Source organism: Pseudomarimonas arenosa, from assembly GCF_014841215.1.
Classification (GTDB): domain Bacteria; phylum Pseudomonadota; class Gammaproteobacteria; order Xanthomonadales; family Xanthomonadaceae; genus Pseudomarimonas; species Pseudomarimonas arenosa.
The window spans coordinates 1-19901 of record NZ_JACYTR010000022.1; the positions used below are offsets into that span (position 1 = coordinate 1).

The window sequence follows — 19901 nt, forward strand, 5'->3', positions numbered from 1 at the left end:
AGACACGCTGAGTTCCCGGCCAATATCACTCGGCGCGATGCCATCGGCCGTCATCAGAACAATTCGGGCGCGCTGTGCCACGGCTTGTGGCGTCCGTCTTGAACGCACGACTTTCAGCAGCTCTGACCGCTCGGCGTCCCCGAGCTCAATCTCACCATCCGCGCGCAATCGGCCCATCAGCGTTTCCCGCAACCAAGCCCGGAAAAGTATACGTCATTTATGAGTGTTATTTATGCGACGGGACACTAGCTTCATTCTCGCTCTCACTGAACTGCATTTGAAACACCTGGCTTCCTATTGCTTACGTCCTTCCGCAATACTTAGCTGCCGAATTCGCTGACTCGCCGCACTCACCATTGAATGTGCGTACCGGCAGAGAGAGAGGTATGCACCGTCACTTCGCCGCTTGCAACCAGATCCTGCGGCTGTGAATTCCAGCGTTCGAAGAAATCCGCTGTCGATACGTTCTGGCCGGACACAATGCCCACCCAGGCATTGCGCTGTGACTGCTTGGCGGCATACAGGCAGCGGTCGGCCAATTCGACGACCTGCTGCCAGGTGAGCGCTTCCGGTGCCTGACTGACAAAGGGGAAGCAGGCGAAGCCGATTGAGCAAGTCTTGCGTAGGAATTGTCCATTCCCGATATCGAAATCAGTCGCCTCCACCTTGCGTCTCACGCGTTCTGCCAATTCCGACGCCCCGTCCCTGCCGCAGGAATGGGCGACGACCAGAAACTCTTCTCCTCCCCAGCGGACCAGGTGATCGGATTCGCGGAAGACTTCGCGCAAGACTCGGGTGAACTGAACCAGTACGAGGTCACCAGCATGATGCCCGTAGCGATCGTTGACGCTTTTGAAATGATCAAGGTCGATCAGAAAGAACACCAGTTCCGACGATTCGACCTGATTGGCATTCGGTCGAGCATCGCGCTGCCTACGAACAACCCGACTGACTTCGCTTTCCAGCAACTGATCCAGAAAGCGCCGATTGCGCAAACCGGTCAATTGATCGGTCAGGCTCGCCTGTTCCAAGGCAAGATTGGCAAGTTTCAGCTCTCGCGTTCGAGCATCGACCTCGTGTTGCAAGGCTTCTCGTTGCCGTTGCAGGTGCCGAACGCGCCAGCGCGAAACCAGTCCGGTCGATGCAGCCAGCACCAGCAAGTAGAAGCCGTAGGCCCACCAGGTGCGATACCAGGGCGGCAAGACCGAAAACGAAAACACTGCTTCCTGACTCACTTGTCCGCGCCAGTTCTTTGCCCGCACGTGAAAACGGTACGCCCCCTCCCAGAGATTGGAGAAATCGCGATAGTCCTCCGGACTCCAGTCCGACCATTCCGTGTCGTTGCCTTCCAGCCACACTTGGTATTGGCTAGGGCCGCCCTCGAAACTGGGCGCGGCAAACTCAAAGCGGAGCCGATTGTGCGCATAGGCGAGTGGAACGGACACGTCGGAAGCCCAGGGCAGATCCTTGCCGTCGGCAGCCACGACGCGCCTGAGCAGAGCGGTGTAGTCCGGCGCTGGCGGAGTCGGCGCGGTGGGATCGAATCGGTACAAGCCCTCCGCCCCACCCAGCCAGACGACCCCATCGTCATCGAGCAGGATGCTATTGGGCGTTTCACTGCCAACGCCCTCGGCACCCTTCAATAACGCAGTGTTCCACCGATAGACTCCGTCAGGGGACGGCTCCGCCACACCGCCGACGTAACCCAGGCCTTCGAAATTGACGGTCATCCATAGACGGCCATCGGGAGCGGCAAGAATATTGCTCACCTCCGGCGACTGGCCGGCAAACAGATCGCTCAACGCGGAATCCGGATGAAATCTGGCGGTGTCACTGTCGAAGCGGTAGATGCCGCGCTTTGTTCCGAAGATAGGGCGATGGTTGAAGCTAAACGGCTGGTTCTGTTGATCTATCGGAAGTCCGTCAGCCCGACCGAACCGATAGACTTCGGGCAGAAGCGCATCCTGACCGGCACTCCAATTCAAGCGAAGCACCCCACCACCCACGGCGTTGGCCCAAAGACTTCCGTCCTCGTCCTCGAACAGATTCTGCAACTTGACATCTACGCCAGCGACCTGCCCCAGGCGCTGCCAGTCCTGCCCTTGGTACTGAAAAACATCAAGCCCCGACTGCGAGGCGACAAAGAGTCGACCGGGGTGAATCGCGGAAGCCTCGATCGCCAGCACCATCCCTTCGGCGAAACGATGGGTTCGCCCATCGGGATAGATCTCAGTCACCCCCTGGTAGTGACCGACAAGCAGCCGGGATTCGAATTGGACTATGTCAAATACTTGCGATCCGACATCGTCGATCAACTCGAACTTCGCGCGGGCGCCCGGCACCAATCGATACAAACCCAGTGACGTCCCGACATAGAGTTGGCCCCGCAGTCGCTGGATCGAATAGATCGCCCCGTTCAACCCGCGGGTCTCGCCGAAATGGGAGATCGGACTCTCCAATTGCAGCCTGGCGAGACCCGATCCGGTCGCCAGCCAGAGGCCGGCCTCGCGATCCCGGGCGAGCCCGATGATTCGCCCGCGTGGCAGGCCATCGTCCGAGTTCCAGCTGGCCAGCTCTTTGCCGTCATGATCCAGCACGAACAGGCCGCCTTTCTGCGTTCCAATCAGCATGCGACCATCGGGCAGCCGCAATGCACACTGTGGCACCTGCTCGAATACGCTGGCAGGAATGGGCCAGGCTTGCAGACCGCTGCCCTGAAGCTGACTGGCGAAGGTGATCCAGGCCGAGCCGGCAGGATCGGCCGGATCGGCGAATGCCGCTCTGGGGCCCTCCCGCAGGGAAGGTTCGTATTCGGCGAGTTTGACCAGTCCTTCGTTGTTGAGCTCCCACAACGCCAGCGCCTGATCGCGCACGATGAGACGCGACCCGAGCAGCGACGAGAACAAGAAACCTTTGGGCACGGAAAAACTCTGAAACTCGCCGCCGTGCAAACGCAACTGCCGCGTATCCGAGCCGAACACCATGCCCGAAGGAGTGCCCCATATGCTCCACATCTGAGCAAAGTTTCGGCTTTCCGGATCGAGCCTATCGAGAAGCGAGGTGAACTCCAGGAATCCTTGCGGGTTCGGCACCATGTACCCGAAGTCGCCGCGCGTGCCCAAGTAGATCTTCTGCTCGGGGCCGTTCGCTAAGGCGAACACGGGCAGCCCGTCACCAATACGAATATGCCGCCAGCGGGCACCATCGAACTCGAGCACGCCGTTGCGATTGGCGGCCAGGATGATGCCGCGATGGTCCTGCAGCACCGCCCAACTCTCAGGCTCGCCACCATGCTGTTTGGCGCCCCAGGTTCGGAACAAGGGAACCCCCTGTTCGAGTCGCGCTGGTGAATTCGCGACCTCGGCGAGCGCCTCTGGCCCTGCGAGGCTCGCAATCAGCAGGAAGCATGCCTGGAGCCTATGCCGATTCACCATCGGTTCCCCCGAATGAGTCAGCGAATTATGAGCGGCAGTGTGCCAGTTGGTCGACCCCGGCGACTTTCTGCTGCTTCCACTGTTGCACTGCACCAGGGATTTCTGCGATCACTCTACCAGCGACAAATCGCCCCTTCCGCCCGCACCGCCCAGCTACTGAAGTGAATACCGTGCGTACGGTGCGTAACTGTTGGGCGAGTTTCAACCCGCCGGCTACTACATGAAGCGCTCGATGCGAGCCGCTTGAACACCATGCTATGCGACTCATGGCACCCGCCCTAACGCTTTCTCGCTCTGTTTGGCAGGCCAGGGCTTGAGGTCTCCCCAGAAGACCGTTTAGGGAAAGTCTGAATAAGTCCATCCTGGACTTACTCAGACGCGCCGAATCCGGCACAGGCCCGGACCCGGCTCACGCTGATCAACAACGTACGTTGTTGATCGCGGCGGTGCATCCGTGCACCGCAGGAATCTCTGAACTTGTTCAGAGATTCCCATGAAATATTCGGGTTAAGGCGCGCCAAGGAGGGCGCGCACGAGACCCGCCAAACGCGCTGACGACGGATCCGGACGGCGAAACCGCGACCTGCTCCTGGCTCATTGACGCAAGCTGTCAGCACCCGATGTTTGCCTCGATTCCGGCCGCGGGTGCAACCTCACTGGTACCGCGCGTACGGCGGGCAAATGTGGGCCGGGTTTCAACCCGCCGCCTTCCTAACAAACTGCACCACTCGTACCGCTCAGGCACAACTCTTTGCCGCTCATAACATCTCCCCCAACGCTTTCGCGCCCCGATCGGCGGTTCAGCTGGGAGCCTACGCACGCACCGCCTTGCGTTGCCTGGAGTGGCAACCCGGTCGCCGTAACGCAGGCGAAGGCCGCCGAGAGCGCAGGCCAATCTCAGCCTCCAAGCATGGCCCACAACATTACGATGCTCTTCACACGGCGTGCACCGCTGGCCGCTTGTCCAAGCTGTAGCCTCTTTCGTCCACGCCGGGCGCATCAACGGTGTCCGGCACACACGCAGGATTGGGGGACAAAGTGAACTATTTCGCTAGAGTGTTCCAGGTTGCACTGGCGCTGGCGCCAGGCTTTGTTAGCGCGGGTGGCACCACGGTCCAGCTGAAGATCGGCAGCGTTACTGTCCCTCCGTCTGAACTTGCCAGCGGGGGCTGTATTCAGGTCCCCATCCTGATCAACGACCCCGATGTGGCCAATCGCGATCTGCGCGACCTCACATTCACCGTGGAGGTGAGCGACCCATCCAATGTGATCAGCGGCGGTATAGCGACCAACATGGTGGTCGCCAACGGCTTCGCGCCGGTCGGCGCCGGAACGGGCGTCGCCGGTCTCCGTAACCCAGGCGTCGATCTCGCCAACGCGAGCGGTGTGAGCTCGCCCACTTGTTCGGCCGTCTTCAATCAGGCCACCCAAGGCAGCGGGCCGGCAGTGGACTTCGCCGCGAATCTGAACACGTTTGCCTCCTGGTTCATCAACAACAACCAAGGCGGCGTCGGGCGGAAACAAGGCTTCATCATCGATCTGGTCGGCAATGGCTCGATCGCGCAGATACCGCAAGGCGTCGACACGCTGATCGCGGTGCTAGAGATTCCAATCATCTCCAGCCCGGGACTGGCCCAGATTCAGATCACGGCGACGCCCAACGCAGTCGTCGCCGGCGGCAATGCATACACCTTCGAGACCGGCCTCGCCAAGGTCCAGGTCGTTGAAAACTTCACCCTTCCCAGTGCTCCCGCCACGGTGAACATCGTCGATGCTCCCGCCTGCGCGGGTGCCACCACGACGCCTACCAATCCAACATGGTCGGATCCGCAAGAGGGCGGCCTCGGTGGCGCGCTGACCTTCAATTTACCCGGCACAGGATCGGCCGACCAAATCCATCTGTCGGGTTCAGACGGCTTGGACGTCACTTTTCTCAGCGCCGGAGCGAACACAACCTTCGCCATCGACACGGTCAACGACGGCTCGCCCAGTGCCGGCGCAAACCGTACCTATACGGTGCAGTATGAAGTTGAGTTCCCACCAGCCAGTGGCACCTACATCGCCGGCACCGCCTGCAACCTCAGCCCATCGTTCGCGGCCGGCTCCGCCACCATGAGTTGGGATCCCATGCCGGTCATTGGCAACAGTGCATCGATCGATGTGTCGATGGTCAATGCTCGATTCAACGGCGGGCGATTCGCGACGCTCACCCTGCCGGATACCTCCACCGTCGATCTGGTGTCACCGACCAGCGGTTCTGGCAGCAACACATTGAGCTTCGACAACGCGCTGACGCTGTCCAACATCTCGCCCTCCGACGCGGGCACTTACACCCTGTCGGGCGTCGATGCAGCAGGCGATGCCATCTCGCAATCGTTGATATTGGGCTTTTCACCACCGGTGAATCAGACCAACTGCGCCGCGGTAAGTACAGCCACGATCGGCGGAAGCGTGACCGTGCCGCTGGCAGGCAACGCGGGCGCCTTGGACTTCATGATCACTTACGACGGCGTCACCTACGATGGCGTGCCGGCGGGCAACTTCGTTCTCAGTAACATCACAGGTAACGCCACCAGCTTCGTCGTTGGCGCCAACGGCTTTGATGCCATGGGCAACCCGACCGTCGATCAGATCACCTGTGATATCGACTACGTCCCGCCCACCGCAGTGTGCAGCCAGTCGCCCACCGGCCAGGTGGACATTGGCACGGTGATCACGCTAACCACCGCCACCACCAATGCGATCAGCTCCACCGTCAGCAGCGTGCCGATGACGCCCAATATCTCGCCTACGCAAAATGCAAGCGTCAATTGGAGCGCCACCCACGTGGCAGTAGCGGACACCACGCTAGGCGCGCTGGCGACGAATCCGGACGGTGAAACCGCGACCTGTTCCTGGCTGATTGATGTGAGCTGCCAAGACCCAACGTTTGCCTCGATTCCCGGCGCTGGCGCCACTTCGCTGGTAGTGGTGGGCTCGATGGGCTGCAGCTACACGGTGCGCGTCACCGATCCGTCGGGTGGCTTCACCGACTACACCGTCACGATCGACACCCTGACCGATGCGATCAACAACGTCGGCACAGGCACCTTGAGCATCGTCATCCAGCCGCGTACCCGCTACGAAGTGGGTCAGCTTGGTCTGGCGTCGGTATCTGCTGGATTCACCACGCCTGCCATCGCCATCCAGGTCCCCGCGACCGACGGACTCGGCCTGTGGTTGTTGCTGCTCGGCACGTGCGTGTTTGGATTTGCGGTCCTGAGGGCGCGCACTTAACTCATTATTCCTGCAGGCCGCAGCTCAGCTGCGGCCTGCTCAAGGAACGTGCAATCTAGCGCCCGCAGGGTGAACTACGCAGAACACAAGGCTCTAGTTCTAACCTTAACTTCCTGTGATCAGTTTGGCCGCACCGGTTCGACAAGCTTGGCCGTCGCAGTTGCACGCCACATGGGATGATTCTCGGCTAACCATCTCATGGCGGCCGAAGTCTCGTCGGCTAGAGTCATTTCCAAGTCGAACTCCTTACCAGCATCACCATCCGTTTCAGTGAAGCCGTGATGAATCGAGCCAATGTAGGTGGCGCGTCCCGATTGGGCTTCGAAAGTGAGGATGACTGGCTCGCGCACGCGCCCCCCGAGGATCGGCATGTACGACCTGTACCCGACCGTCCCAGGCAGAACGTTCGTAAAGGCGAACTCAACGATGTAGTAGCGGTCAGGTGGCAGGCTGACAGCAAAGTATCCATCGGCGCCGACGGAAGCACTGACCGCAAAATCACCGGGGGCCAACGGGTTCTTGCTCACTTCAGCGGCGTCAACGAACCGGCTCACGTGCATAAATACCGTGGGCGCAACACTGGCAATTGCGGTGCTGGCAGGCAGTTCGACATCATTGCGACTCACCTGAAAGCGCCCGACAACCACAGCCGTTTCGCCGCCGGGTCGGGCGCCGTCTTCAATGCCCGATGTCAATGTGGCGCAGCCCCCCAATGCCAAGCTTGCGACACTTACCAAGAATCTGATGGTCAAATGATTCATCGTCACGCGCTCAAATTTGCGTATAGCTGCCGATTGCTAGCTTGTGCCTGGCACACCCCAATGTAAATGTGTCGCCATGCTGTGGCCTGTTTGTGATCTCAAAAAAATAGCCTATCGAACCGCACCGCACGAAGGCAGGAGTTGCCGTCTCGTTGGTTGGCCCCACCCCTGTAGGCAAACAGCATGTTGTTTCTCAACACACCGATGATGTGAATAGGCCAAGGAATCGCAGTCGCGAGATCTTGCCGGCTTGCGATCAGGGCGGCTTTTACGCCGCCCGCTCGCCCAACAGCTGGATCACTCCAGCGCCGTGGCCAAACGACCAATCTGTTCGGAGAAGGCGTCGTAATCGTGTCCTTCCGGCCGCTCTTCCACCGCTTCGAACTGCCGCACGGCGACTAGGTCGAGGTGGGGAACGATGACCAGGTACTGGCCTAACCAGCCGTTGCCCTCAAAGCGCGTGTAGGGCCCTTTCTCTGAGTGAAAGGGAGCCCAGGGGCCGAGGCCGTGCGGGCGAGTCACGTCATTGGCCCAGGTCTGCCGCCAATCGCTGCCCAGTTGGGCCTCCAGGGCGGCATACAGGGCCTCTGGGCTATCGAAGCGCCGACCGTTGAGCGGTCGTAACTGGTCGATCAGGCTGGCGCGCACGCCTTTGCGCTCAAGTAGGGCAAAACTGGCATCATCGGCATGAAAGCGCACCCAGGCCGGGTAGCGCCACCACAGCAGGCCGCCGTCACGGGTCTTGGCGCTTGCAGCAAGCATGCTGTCGATGAATTCGCTAGCTAAGAGTTGTTTGCCGGCGAACTGGCCGCGATGGTTTACCAGACGGCCGATCGTTGCCAGGTCTCTGGCGGTGAGCGCCAGCCCGGCCATAACATGTGGATTGCCCGCTTCATCTTTCATCCACTTGCCGGGCTGAATGCCCAGATCGTTGAACAGGCGGGATTGCATGTAGCTGTCCAGGCTTTCCCCACTGAGCTTGGAGACGATGCCCGCTAACAGGTTGGTTGCCTTGTTGTTATAGGCATAGTGGCTGCCGGGATCGTGGCTCAATTCGGCGCTCAAGGCCAGCTGCACCACGTTGGGGGCGGGGTAGATTTCGTCGGTGGTAATGCTGTTTTGCAGGCCGGAGGTGTGGTCCATCAGCATGCGCAGCGTGATCTGTTGCTTACGGCCCTGCTTCCATTCCGGGTAGTACTCGTGGACCGGGGTATCGAGCGACTTGATCTTCCCATCGGTAACCAAACAACCAATCGCCAGGGCGACCACCGATTTGGTCACCGACATCAATTCCAGCGCCTTGGGGCTGGGCGTGCTGTACTGCTCGAGCAAAACCTTGTCGCCATGAAGTATCAGTAGCGAACTGCTATGCGCCGATTTTGCACTTGCCTCGATTTCTTGCAGCAGGTCGGACACCGACGTGTTCTGATTGGCCAGGATGCTGCCGGAAAGCAGGCAAGCAACCAAGCTGAGGAGAAGCCGAGCGAGCATGGGGATCCTTCGGGGAGTGATGGGGTTTTGACAGTCAGGATGCAGCACGAAGGACAATGATTACAGGTGTAATTCTAAAAAATCAACCGGGCATCGTATTCGAGCGAAGCTCGACGTAGCCGCGGAGCGGCCGAAACGAGTTCGGACCTGTGCCGAACTCGGCGCGTCTGAAAAGTCCAGGATGGACTTGTTCAGACCTTCCCAAGGTCTCCGCGGTTTCGCGCCACTTAGCGAGCGGTTCCGCCTTCGCTTCAATAATCGACGTCGCAGTCCATTTGCAGGTAGTTGGCAATTTGCTGCGATAGCGGCGGCGCTTCTGCGAATTCAAGGTCGTAGATCTTCCAGCCAGTGCCATCGGGCTTCATGCGCAGAGCGATCTGCCACTCAATGCGGTGGTAGCGGTGGCCGTTCGGAAAATTGTCATCCACGTATACCAATTTGACCTCCACCGTCGTGGCGTCGGCATCCCGCCCCTTCATGCTTAGCACCTGGCTGGCACCCTCTACGGCACCGGTGAAGATCGCCCCTTCCCAGATCGGGGGCTTGTCGCCTTCCGCAGTGAGTCGGCTGCATTCATCCTCCTTCACCCGAGCCTGTTCCAGTGACCGCAACAGCGATGAATCAATGTAGCGGCTGAGCCGGGCAGCTTCCGCTTCGCGAGGTAAGCCGAACACGTTCAAGGCCTCGCCCTGCGAATAAAACGCTTCGGCCAGGGCCAGTGTCGTGCTCGATTGCGAAGCGTTGGGGGAAGCCAGAAGTAAGAGCAGAGCCGAGGCGTTCAAGTGGGGTGATCCGGTGGTTGGAGAGGCGGTGGCGTTGGCCACCGAACGCGGTGTTCAGGATGGGCGAAACGCGAGGACAAGCGCAGGTCGGTGCTACGACTGTGGACTTACCGCTCGCGTTGCGGATGGATCGGCCTCAGCGCAGGATGCCGACCGAACCGCCGTCGTCGACCACCCAGCGGCCGTCGCGGCGACGCATATCGAATTCATACAGTGCATTCATGCCGGGGAACATCTCGCCTTCGCCACGGATGAAGATCAACTCCTCGCTCACTTGTTCGCCGCCGGAGATCTTGAGTTTCTCCGGCATCCGCGAAGACCACACTGACTTCAGCGATTCGAGATTCTCTTCCGCGGATTGGTAGTCGGCGTTGTACTGCGCGATCAACCCTTCGGACATGTGCTCGAACACGGCATCCAGGCTGTCGCCTTTCAGTGCCTTGGCAAAGGCCATCAGCGCCTTGCCGGCCTCGCCGCCGTCGGCGGCAATCGCTTTGCCACTGAGCTTGGGAATCACCGCAGCAGAAAACTTCATGTCCAAGGTCCAAGGGTCGCCACTCTCCACTTTGACCGGCCCATCCACCCACACCCGGCAATCCAGCTTCGCAGCGCTGCGCTCCTGGCATTCCAGCTTGAGCGAGCCCGGCTCACCAAAGATGGGCTTGGTGCTTTCGACATATTGAACGTCGCCCACCTTGGCATTGACCGAGGCGTGACCATCATCGGCGATGAACACGGTTAGGTAGTTCTGCTCGTTCAACGCCGGATCGTTGATCGCCGAAACATAGGCATCGCGCTGGTTGGTCAGGGCGGCCTCGTCCATCGCGGTGTTGCTGAGAAACACAATCGTTCGATCCTGCCTGGGATTGCTCGAATCAGGCGCGCGAATGGCGACAATGTGGTCGGGCGTGAGGTTTATCGCGCCCATCGCGAACGAGCCGGAAACTTCCCCTCCCTGAGCGCCTGCTGCCGAACCCAGTGCAACAACGAACGCGAGGGACTTACGCACCTGATACATAGCTTCGGACTCCAACAGCCAAGGCTGCAGTCTAGCCCCGCCCAGCCCTCTCGAGGCGGCAGTTGAGCACTCGGTCGCGGCCTCGCGGCAGCCCATGGGCGCGGGGCCTGGTCATTCTACGACCAAACCGAAGGTTGCACCGGATGGGCCGCCGGGCGGGCCTCAGGGCATGTGTCCGCAGAGTACGGCCCTTGCAAGAGATCGAGCGTCTTGCGAAGCGCATTTCTGCGACAGGACACTAGCTTGTCGCTTCGTCCAAGCCCCCTTCGACAGGCGCTGGGGGCGTCAAGCTGGCCGCCGCCCCCCGCGCTCGCTGAGCGTGTCGAAGCGAGCCTCGACAGCGCGTCGCGCCAGTCGGTGGCGAGGCCTTCGGCGCAAGCTCAGCCGATTGCTTCGCCCTGTTCACTCCGAAGCAAAGCGCTGGCGCAAGCGCTGCAGCGAGCTTTGCTCATCGAGGCATTGCTGCTCAAAACCGGCATGCATGGCGGCAGCGACCGAGGCCAGGTCGGGCCAGCGTGTGAGCAGGTGCTGGCGGCTCTTTTGCAGGCTCGCCATGTCTTCGGCCAAATGTCGCTCGTCGCCACGCAGCCGCGGACGCAAGCCGAGCAGTTCGCTGAAGTTGGCCAAGGACTGCTGCTGCGCCTCGCTTAACAAGGCGTTTACGGTGAGCATCTCGCGGTTGCGCTGGCGTGCTTGTGCCGCGGTATCGAGCCAGAGCGGAACCCGTTCCCTAGCGCTCGGCGGCAGCGCGGCCAGCATGGCCTCCAGCAGATCGAGATCGCCGCCGGCCGCGGTGGCGCTGAGGATGTCGGGCGCGCTGTGTCCTGGTGCGGCGGCCAACGGATCGGCGCCGTGCGCCAGCAGCAGCCGCACCAGGGCCACGTCGCAATCGGGCGGCGCATTCTCCACCGCCAGGTACAACAGACTCTCGCCTGCGCGGTTGCATTGCTGCGCCGATGCCCCGGCCTGCAATAGCGCTTCCAGCACCCGCGCATCGGCGCTGAACCCCGCCAGTGGCAATCCCTGCAGACTGCCCGCCGGGTCGGCGCCGGCGGCCAGCAGCGCGCGTAACACGGCGTATCGCTGATCATCGAGCTGGCTGTCGACAAAGGCGGGCAACGGCCGTTGCTTCTCGCTTTCCAAAGCTTCCAGCAAAGCTTCGCCGCGCAGGCACAGGGCCAGCGCCAACGCGCCTTGCTCGCCGCTGAGCGCAGCCTGGCTCCAGGGCTGTTGAACTAGTAGTTCCACATGATCGAGCCGGCCGTGCATGGCGGCGAAATGCAAGGGGCTAAGCCGGTGAGCACCGCAGCGCTGCAGTGGCGGATCGCGGTAGTCGCCAAGCAAGCGTTGCAGCATACCTAGCGAACAACGCCCGGCGACGCCCAACAGCGGCTGCGACCATGGCTTGCCGCCCTTGTCGAGATCGATTCCGGCGTCGAGCAGGTCGATGATCAGGTCTTCGTCCACCTCGCCCATGCCGTTAAACGGCGCACAGAAGCAGCGCTCGATCAGTTTGCGCGCCTGCCGTTGCGGCCAATCGGTGCGAGCGCCGCGGGCAATCAGCAACCGTGCCGCCGCGCCCTGATTGGCCTCGATGGCCAGTTGCAAGGGCGTTTCGCCGCAGGCATCGGCAGGGTCGATCGCGCTGCCGGCGTCAAGCAGACGTGCCACCAGATCAACCGCCCCCGCTCGGGCTGCCGAATGCAAGGCACAACGCTGCTCAGCGTCGGTGGCGTTCACATCGGCACCGGCTTGCAACAGTCGATCGACCAGGCTGTATTGGCCGCGCTCGACACACATCATCAGTGGGCGACGGCCATCGGCACTGACCTGCTCCAGATCAACCCCTTGTTCAAGCACCTGGTTCAGCACGTCGAGATCGCCGAACAACAGCGCATCCCACAGCCCCAGGGGGGCATCGGCCGCGCGCAATACCGGCAGGCCTCGCGCCAGATGATGCAGCACCAGGCCAGCATCCAACTGTAGCTGCGGGGCGCCTTCGTCCTCGTCTTCGTCCCAATAAGGGTCTTCTTCCAACAGTTCAGCGGGCAGCAACCCCCTGGCGATGAGTTCAGCGGGTTCGGCGGCTTCGCGTGCGCCCCTTACCTCCAGGAAATGATCATCATTGATCAACAAGGCCGCGCGCAGTGCGCCGTTGATGACACACTCGCCGTGGTTGTAGTGGCCCAGCACCACGGCCTCAATGTCGGCATCCCCCGCAATCACCCACACGGCACCGCCATGGACAAAATTCCGCGCCCGCACGCTGCCTAGCACCAGCAGGCTGGGCCCAAAGTCGCCCTCCAGGTTCAGCAAGTCGCCCTCGATTTCAATGTCGCCGTCAATCACCAGGGCATTCACCCGGCGCCCGGCAGCATCCGCGGCATCGGCCCCGAAGTCCCAGGTCAAACTGCTTTGCAGGCGTGCACCACTGGGCAAGTACAGGAACAGGCTGTCCTGTCTGCTGCCGGCGAAGAAATGAGCCATGCCGAGCAAACCGCTAGGGCAGCGGGCCTGGATATCGGCAACACTGGCTTGGGTGGCCACGGAGATCAAGCCAGACGGCGTAGCGAATTGGGGCGGCGCAGAGGGCATGCAATCGTTCAAGGGCAGTGAAAAACCTGCCGATTGAGCAGGATATGCATCGCAGAAAGCAATGCCTGCCCTGCCCTCTGTTCGCCGAACAGTCATCTTCTCCGCAGCGTGGCCAATCCTGACTCGGCAGCGGACCGGCTAGTTGACTTCCACCGTCGGCTGCTCAAAGCCGTTCGCGAAGATGCTGATCATGGGCAAGGTAGCCGTCTCCCCGGTTTCCAGCACCAGCATTCTGAACCCCGACTGCAGCGTGACCGGTGAGCCCGGTGTTGCGTAGGGTGTGACCTGAATAGGGCCGCTCGGTGCGGCGAACTCTGTGGCGACCGCCGGCTCGGCAATCTCCCAGATCTCCACCGTCCCGCCGCCCGGAACCAGGGCCTCGGCAAATGCCCCGCGGAGCACAAAGTCGGAACCGGGTGCGGTGCTCAGGCGACCGACGCCAAATGGGGCCTGCAGCACGATGGGTTCGGTCCCTTTCGCCAACTGCCGAGGAGTGCCGGCCGCCTCAAGGCAACGCTGGTTGATCTCCAGAATGCTTTGCTCGGAGAACAGCAGCTGCCACGCGACCTCTTGCTCGAACTCATCCACTACTGCGCAACTGCGCGTAGCCTGCTGGCACCACATCAAGTCGCCGGGCTCTGTCGGCGCCCCGCAATCGATGAACAGTGTGCGGTCGGAATCTTCTTCGCAATCGGCCACCAGATCTTCGTAGCGATTCTCGAACGCTATGATCGCCTGGCGCACTGCAAAGGCTCTGCAGAACATCAGCATGTCTGCCGTCACACCAAGGCGGGCCGCCGATTCGAATCGGGTCTCGACCCCCTGCGGCACTAACAGGCCATTCAACTCGAAGCCAGCGGAATCGGACGTCAAGCCGACCTCGCCCTCGGCGACCTCAAGGGCCGGAGGGTTTCGCTGCAAGATCATCTCCGCGGTCGAGCCGATGCAGCCGCCGTCGCTGGTATACATGCGGATTCGATATCGCTCGCCGCTGACCAGCGGCGGTGTGGGCAGCAGCACTCCACCGACCTGCAGGGTGTCGGCAATGTCGTAGTCTCCATAAGCCAGCGGCGCAAGCAAGCCGCCTGCGCTGAACCATTGGCGAATGCCGTAGTACAAGGAGCCGGAAGGAGGCGGAGCCAGCTGTTCAAATACGTCCACGCGGTCGACGAAGAACGGAGGCGTCGGCGCCTGCTCATTGCGCCAGCGAATGATCGGACCTCCCGCATCGCTCTCGCCAAGGATCTCGATAAAGCTCTCCATCAGATCGAAGTCGGGATTCAAGGCAAAGTCCTGTTGCCTCGGCTGATTGGAGAAACAGTCGACTCCGTCGAACTCGACATAGGGATAGTTGTATATGTAGTACGGGCCCTCGGTTCTGAAGGCCACCATGTGGTCGTCGAACGCGATGCGGGCGCCCGAGCCATCCACCAGCGTGGCCTGAACCGTAACCAAGCCAGGCTCGAAGTTTTGCCACGACCACGACGCACTGGTCAGCGTGGTGGGCCCAAACGTCGGCAGTAGCAGCGGCGGATTGTTCTGCCCATAGTCGAGCTCGACCCGGTAAGGCGGCGTTCCGCCCTGCCATGAGAAGTCCATGGTGACGACTTCCAGCGGGTCGGCGTCTCTCGGGCCGGAAATCAGCGTATCGCTTACTGGTGCCCCAGCCAACGCCAGCGCTGACATCGAGGCCAGAAGGACTCCCGACAGCCCTCGGATCGACAGCGCGCGCATACGCCCTCACTTTGCCGCGACTGACACCCTCAAGCACGCACCATGCGGGCAGCATGCCTAGCGAACAGCCGACGACGCCCGCATCTGGCCCACCCGACCAACCACGCATTTGTCGAACATCAGTCCACGTGTTGGGTTGAGACCTGAGATTATACCCCTTATTGAATGCTGGCCAAGCCATGCGTGGCATTCGCCGCTCTTAACATATTGCTAAGCTTTGTCAACAAAGCTCGGTGAGCTGTAGCCACGGAGCGGCCGAAACGAGTCCGGACCTGTGCCGGACTCGGCGCGCCGCAGTGCCGTTCGAGGGTCTTGCCTACTTACTGCCAGCACAAGAAGCCGGATGCCTCAAGGCTTGAACACTTAACCACCGAATCAAGGCCATGTTAAGCGGCAGACCCCATCGACCGCGACCCACCCATCACCTCGACGAATTTCTGGCTAAAGGCGTGCACGTCCCCTGGCCATCGTGCCGACACATAGTTGCCGTCACATACTACCCAGGCGGCGCGATGGTCTTGCGGCCCGTCTCTGAACAAGCCGCTGCGCTTGCGCCAGCGGTGCGAAACTCCGGCCGGCACATCGAGAAAATCATCTGGCGAGGCCAGGGCGCGGCTAACTTCAGCCTGCACGCTGCGATAGCCTGCAGGTTCACCACGCCGCTCAGGATAGGTCCGATAGTAGTTCGGGTCCCATATCCGGCCGGCGAATCGCATCAGGTTCCAGGCGCTACGCTCCAGATTCCAGGTCAAGCCCGTCGTCTTGCGCCCATGCAATACCGAGCGGCCGTCGCTCTCGCGCCGGCTGCGCGCTGCCAGTACCACCCCGTGGCAAATCGCCGCAACAGGCAGGTCGCGTTCGAAGCAATCAGCGACCAGGCCTTGCAGCAATGGGTCTTCGAGATAGGCGCGCATGCCGCGTGCGCGGTGACCACCCGGCAACAACAAACCATCGTAGTGCTCGACCCTCAGCTCGGCATACGGAACAGGATGGCGGTACGCGGAATCACCGACCATGTCTGCATGCGCGCGTCGCGCTTCGCGATTGGCTCGCAGCATCAAACCGAGCAAGGGCATTCGACGCAGGCCGGGAATCCATCCCCATAGATCCAGCCCCTGGCCGCTCAGCATGAGTTGATCAGGCTCGGATGGCTCACCCAGAGGCGTGGCGAATCTCACCGCAATTCCTGCTTCGCGCAGACGCTGCCAAGGCAAGGCTGCCTCACTCGGATCGTAGTCGCGGGCAGGAAGAGCAACGAGAACCGTTTGTTGAGTTCGTTTCAATGCGTTCTACTCGATAGCCTGAGCCAGCAGATCTGGTGCAGTTTAACAGGCCACTACGGCGCGCCGTGCAGGTCGCGCGCGGTAATCGAACACCATTCGACCATCAATTCATAATGGTTTCGAACCCATTTCGGAAAATGCTGGCCGACACGATGGCCACGCTGAGCGCAGCACTACCGAGATCGCCGTTCACCACCACCGAGTACAGGCCAGTTGTGTCGACGACGGGCACCGGATCGATCAACCACGTAAGTTATTGATCAGCGCATTCGAGCGAAGCTCGACGTAGCCGCGGAGCGGCCGAAACGAGTTCGCACCGGTGCCGAACTCGGCGCGTCTGAAAAGTCCAGGATGGACTTGTTCAGACCCTCCTTGGATCAACACGACCCGCCCTGCGATCGGCCAGATATCCACACCAAGGACCAGACCTTCCTCAGGCAAACTGAATGCTGGCAATGGTGTTGCGCTGGTCGCTGTCGACGCAAAGCTCGACGTGATAGCGATCGCACAGCCGCCGCACGATGGCGAGACCGAGCCCGGCACCTGCACTGATCTTGCTGCGACTGAACGGCTCGTACAGTCGCGCGGCGAGATCGTCGTCAATCGGATGCCCGGTGTTGATTACCTGCAGTCGCCGGTCGCGGAACTGAATCTGCACGCTGCCCTGATCGGTGTGCGCAAAGGCGTTTCCTATGAGATTGGCCAACAGCATCTGCAGCACCGGTGTCGGCAGCGACACCTTCGCCTCGGGCGCTACAGAGATCTCAATCTCGACCTGCTTGCCTTCGAGAACCGTGGATTGGTCCACGATGACGCGTTCCAGCACGGGCAGGATAGCAATCGGCTCGGGTTGGGTTGGCAAGGCTTCTTCGCGCGCCAAGGACAGCAGACACATAACGATATGTTCCAGCGCCTGCGACGATTGGCGGATCTGCTCCAGATGCGCATGGGCAGCGTTCGAGAGATCGGTCTGCTCAGATAGCCGCGTGCTGGCCATACGGATCACGGTGAGCGGCGTGCGCAACTCGTGGCTGGCGTCACGCACAAAGGCCTGCTCGCGCTCAACGAACGCGTGGATGCGGCGCACCAGTGCATCCAAGCCACGCGACAACACACCGACTTCGGCATCAGCATCGGCATCGCCGACAGTGAAACGGCTGGGCAAGCGGGCCGGATCGAGCGCATCGACCCGATCTGCCAGATGGACGATCGGCGCTGCCGCCCTGCGCGCAAGCAGGTGACCGAGCAGCAGCGCCAGGGCCAGCACGGCCGTGCCCGACCAGGCCAGCACCTGCAGCAATTGCGTGCGAATCGGCCGCACCACCAACTGCTGACCGACTTCAGCAAGCAGATACACCGGCGGCTCGACGGGCAAGCGCAGCAGGTGATAGTGACGACCCTCAGCACCGCTGAACTCGATGCGCTGCGGCTCCTCCCGGTACACCTCACGAACCTCGGGCGGAAACGTCGCGGGATCGTGGTAGAGGCGCATGAAGGGGCGGCTGGGCGTAGGCCACTGGCCGTCGCGAGCATGCGCCTGCATCAGCTGCTCGGCCTCCTCTTTCAGCATGGCCGAGAAGAAGCGATCTTCAACGAAATAGACGAACAAGAAGGCGTACATGCCGAAGAGAGCAGCCACGCACACGGCGAAGCCAGCAAAGGCCAGCATCAAGCGTCGCTGCAGGCTCATTCATCGGCCTCCAGCCTGAAGCCGATGCCGTGCACGGTCTTGAGCATCGCGCGTTGAAACGGCTTGTCGAGCGCCTGACGCAGCAGATAGAGGTGCGAGCGCAGCGGATCGGACATGGGTGCCTCGTCGCCCCACAAGCGCTGGATAAGCTCACTGCGGGTCAGCGTGCGCGGCCAGGCCTCAGCCAGTTCGAGCAGAATGCGCTGCGGCGTTTGCTGCAGTTCTATTAGCTGCCCCTGCCGGCGCACCTCGCCGCTGCGCCGATCAATCGACAGCGTGCCGATCTGCAGAACGCAGACCTCCCCCACGCGATGGCGTCGCGAAAGCGCAAGGCACCTGGCCAGCAATTCTCTTTCGTCAAACGGCTTGGTCAGGTAGTCATCGGCACCGGCCTCGAAGCCGGACAGCGTGTCATCGACGGTGTCTCGGGCGGTCAACATCAACACCGGAATGTGCCGATCCGCGCGCTGCCGCAGCTGCGCGCAGACGCGCAGGCCGTCGATGCCGGGCAGACCGAGATCCAGCACCAGCACATCGGGCGGCTGCGCAAGCGCAAGCGCCAGGCCACTGCGGCCATCCGCCGCGAAATCGACGCGATGGCCGTAGTGCTCAAACAAGGCCGCGAGGCTGGTGCGCAAGGCGTGACTGTCCTCGATCACCAGCACCTGGATCCGCTCGGTGCTCACGTCAGCTGTCGATCTCCTGCAACAGCTGCTTAGCCTCCTGCATGTCGGGCTTGGCGTCCAGCAACTGCTGCACCAGCCGACGAGCAGGCGCAGACTCACCCAGCCGATGGTGAGCCTGGGCAATGGCCAGTTTGAGTTCAGGCATAGGCATGTAGGGCACGGCCAGCTGCATCACGGTCAGCGCATCGCGCACCGCCGCATCCGTTTCCGCGGCTTGCAGCTGGTAGTAACCCAGCATGCCGATCAGCTCGACATGGTAGTCGTTGCGTGCGCCTGCCAGACGCGACGTCACCGCGTCGGATTTCCCTTCCAGCAGCTCACCCACCAGCGCCATGGTGCGCTCGTCGCGATAGCGTTCGCGCGCCACCGGCTGGCGACCCAGGGCCTTAACGAGAGCTTCCGCTACATCAGTGGTGGAGTACGGGTTCTGACCGGTGATCAATCGTCCATCCACTGCCAGCCAGGGCATCATCAGCGGCGCTTCGGTCCACCTGGCGCCATCTGCACGCAGCGCGTCTTCGAGCAGGAACGGAAACTCCGCCCGCCAGCGCTTGCCGAACAGCGCTTCCTCTTCATTGGTGAAGCCGGTGACTTGTTTGCCGGCCACCAGCAGGGAACCGTCGGCCAGACGCACGTCCTTCAGCGCCGCGGGGCCGTGGCACACAGCAGCAATCACCGCACCGCGCTGATAAGCGTCAGCCAGCAGTGACTTCAACGCGGTATCGCGCGGTAAATCAAACATCGCACCCTTGCCGCCGACGATGTAGATGGCAGCGTAGTCTTCGGCCTTCAGGTCGGCGGTCGAGCGTGTGGCGGCCAGCTGCTTCATGGCAGCGGCATCGGCCAGCAGACGCGCGTTGAACGGCTCCTGTGGGTTGTACTTGTCGGCCTCCACCGGGCCGCCTTTGGGGCTGGCGATTTCAACCTCCAGGCCATTGGCGCGAAAGATCAGGTACGCCTGCGACAGCTCATCGATTTCGAAGCCGGGCCGGGTCTTTCCTTGGTCCTGCCCTTCGCCGCTCACGACGATCAGCACTTTGTCCTCAGCCGCCTTGGCGATTGGGCTGTGCAGGCTGGCAAGCAACAGCGCGCTCAGCGCCTTGGTGAGTATCCGCATGATGTCAGCTCCGTTGATTGGGAGCGCCACTGTG

At 61.6% G+C, this 19901-nt stretch carries 13 protein-coding genes; 1 reads left to right on the forward strand and 12 read right to left on the reverse strand.

All coding sequences use genetic code 11. The annotated features are described in order from the left end of the window. Nucleotides 1-350: 350 nt before the first annotated feature. Nucleotides 351-3320 (reverse strand): ligand-binding sensor domain-containing diguanylate cyclase, encoded by a 2970-nt coding sequence (locus IFO71_RS11605; RefSeq protein ID WP_192029804.1) that lies wholly within the window; start codon nt 3318-3320, stop codon nt 351-353. Between the two features lie 1152 nt (nt 3321-4472). On the opposite strand from IFO71_RS11605, the gene IFO71_RS11610 reads away from it, so the two are divergent. After that, a complete protein-coding gene (locus tag IFO71_RS11610) occupies nt 4473-6710 on the forward strand; it encodes a hypothetical protein (protein ID WP_192029805.1) in 2238 nt (745 codons plus the stop codon). A 119-nt stretch (nt 6711-6829) separates the two neighbouring features. Here the strand turns inward: IFO71_RS11610 and IFO71_RS11615 are convergent, their stop codons facing one another. The 11 genes from IFO71_RS11615 to IFO71_RS11660 form a co-directional block, all read right to left on the reverse strand. Beyond that, nucleotides 6830-7471 carry a hypothetical protein gene (locus IFO71_RS11615; RefSeq protein ID WP_192029806.1) on the reverse strand — a complete coding sequence of 214 codons (642 nt, stop codon included), beginning with the start codon at nt 7469-7471 and terminating at the stop codon, nt 6830-6832. A gap of 297 nt (nt 7472-7768) precedes the next feature. Continuing rightward, a complete protein-coding gene (locus IFO71_RS11620) occupies nt 7769-8962 on the reverse strand; it encodes a serine hydrolase domain-containing protein (RefSeq protein ID WP_192029807.1) in 1194 nt (397 codons plus the stop codon). Between the two features lie 251 nt (nt 8963-9213). Further along, nucleotides 9214-9744 (reverse strand): hypothetical protein, encoded by a 531-nt coding sequence (locus tag IFO71_RS11625; RefSeq protein WP_192029808.1) that lies wholly within the window; start codon nt 9742-9744, stop codon nt 9214-9216. Nucleotides 9745-9880: 136 nt separating this feature from the next. Then, nucleotides 9881-10672 carry a hypothetical protein gene (locus IFO71_RS11630; protein ID WP_192029809.1) on the reverse strand — a complete coding sequence of 264 codons (792 nt, stop codon included), beginning with the start codon at nt 10670-10672 and terminating at the stop codon, nt 9881-9883. 492 nt (nt 10673-11164) lie between these two features. After that, on the reverse strand, nt 11165-13357 hold the full coding sequence (locus tag IFO71_RS11635; RefSeq protein ID WP_192029810.1) for an ankyrin repeat domain-containing protein: 2193 nt from the start codon (nt 13355-13357) through the stop codon (nt 11165-11167). A gap of 138 nt (nt 13358-13495) precedes the next feature. Beyond that, nucleotides 13496-15091 (reverse strand): hypothetical protein, encoded by a 1596-nt coding sequence (locus IFO71_RS11640; protein WP_192029811.1) that lies wholly within the window; start codon nt 15089-15091, stop codon nt 13496-13498. 386 nt (nt 15092-15477) lie between these two features. Beyond that, nucleotides 15478-16374: a type 1 glutamine amidotransferase domain-containing protein gene (locus IFO71_RS11645; protein ID WP_192029812.1), complete on the reverse strand. Its 897-nt coding sequence runs from the start codon at nt 16372-16374 to the stop codon at nt 15478-15480. Between the two features lie 103 nt (nt 16375-16477). Further along, nucleotides 16478-16606 (reverse strand): hypothetical protein, encoded by a 129-nt coding sequence (locus tag IFO71_RS22305; RefSeq protein ID WP_269749978.1) that lies wholly within the window; start codon nt 16604-16606, stop codon nt 16478-16480. Between the two features lie 201 nt (nt 16607-16807). Beyond that, the gene (locus tag IFO71_RS11650; RefSeq protein ID WP_192029813.1) at nt 16808-18064 is read right to left on the reverse strand and encodes a sensor histidine kinase; all 1257 of its coding nucleotides are present in this window, start codon (nt 18062-18064) and stop codon (nt 16808-16810) included. After that, entirely contained in the window at nt 18061-18750 is a 690-nt protein-coding gene (locus IFO71_RS11655) for a response regulator transcription factor (RefSeq protein WP_192029814.1), read from the reverse strand. The genes IFO71_RS11650 and IFO71_RS11655 overlap by 4 nt, the downstream gene beginning before the upstream one ends. A gap of 1 nt (nt 18751) precedes the next feature. After that, on the reverse strand, nt 18752-19867 hold the full coding sequence (locus IFO71_RS11660; protein WP_192029815.1) for a DJ-1/PfpI family protein: 1116 nt from the start codon (nt 19865-19867) through the stop codon (nt 18752-18754). Between the last annotated feature and the right edge of the window lie 34 nt (nt 19868-19901).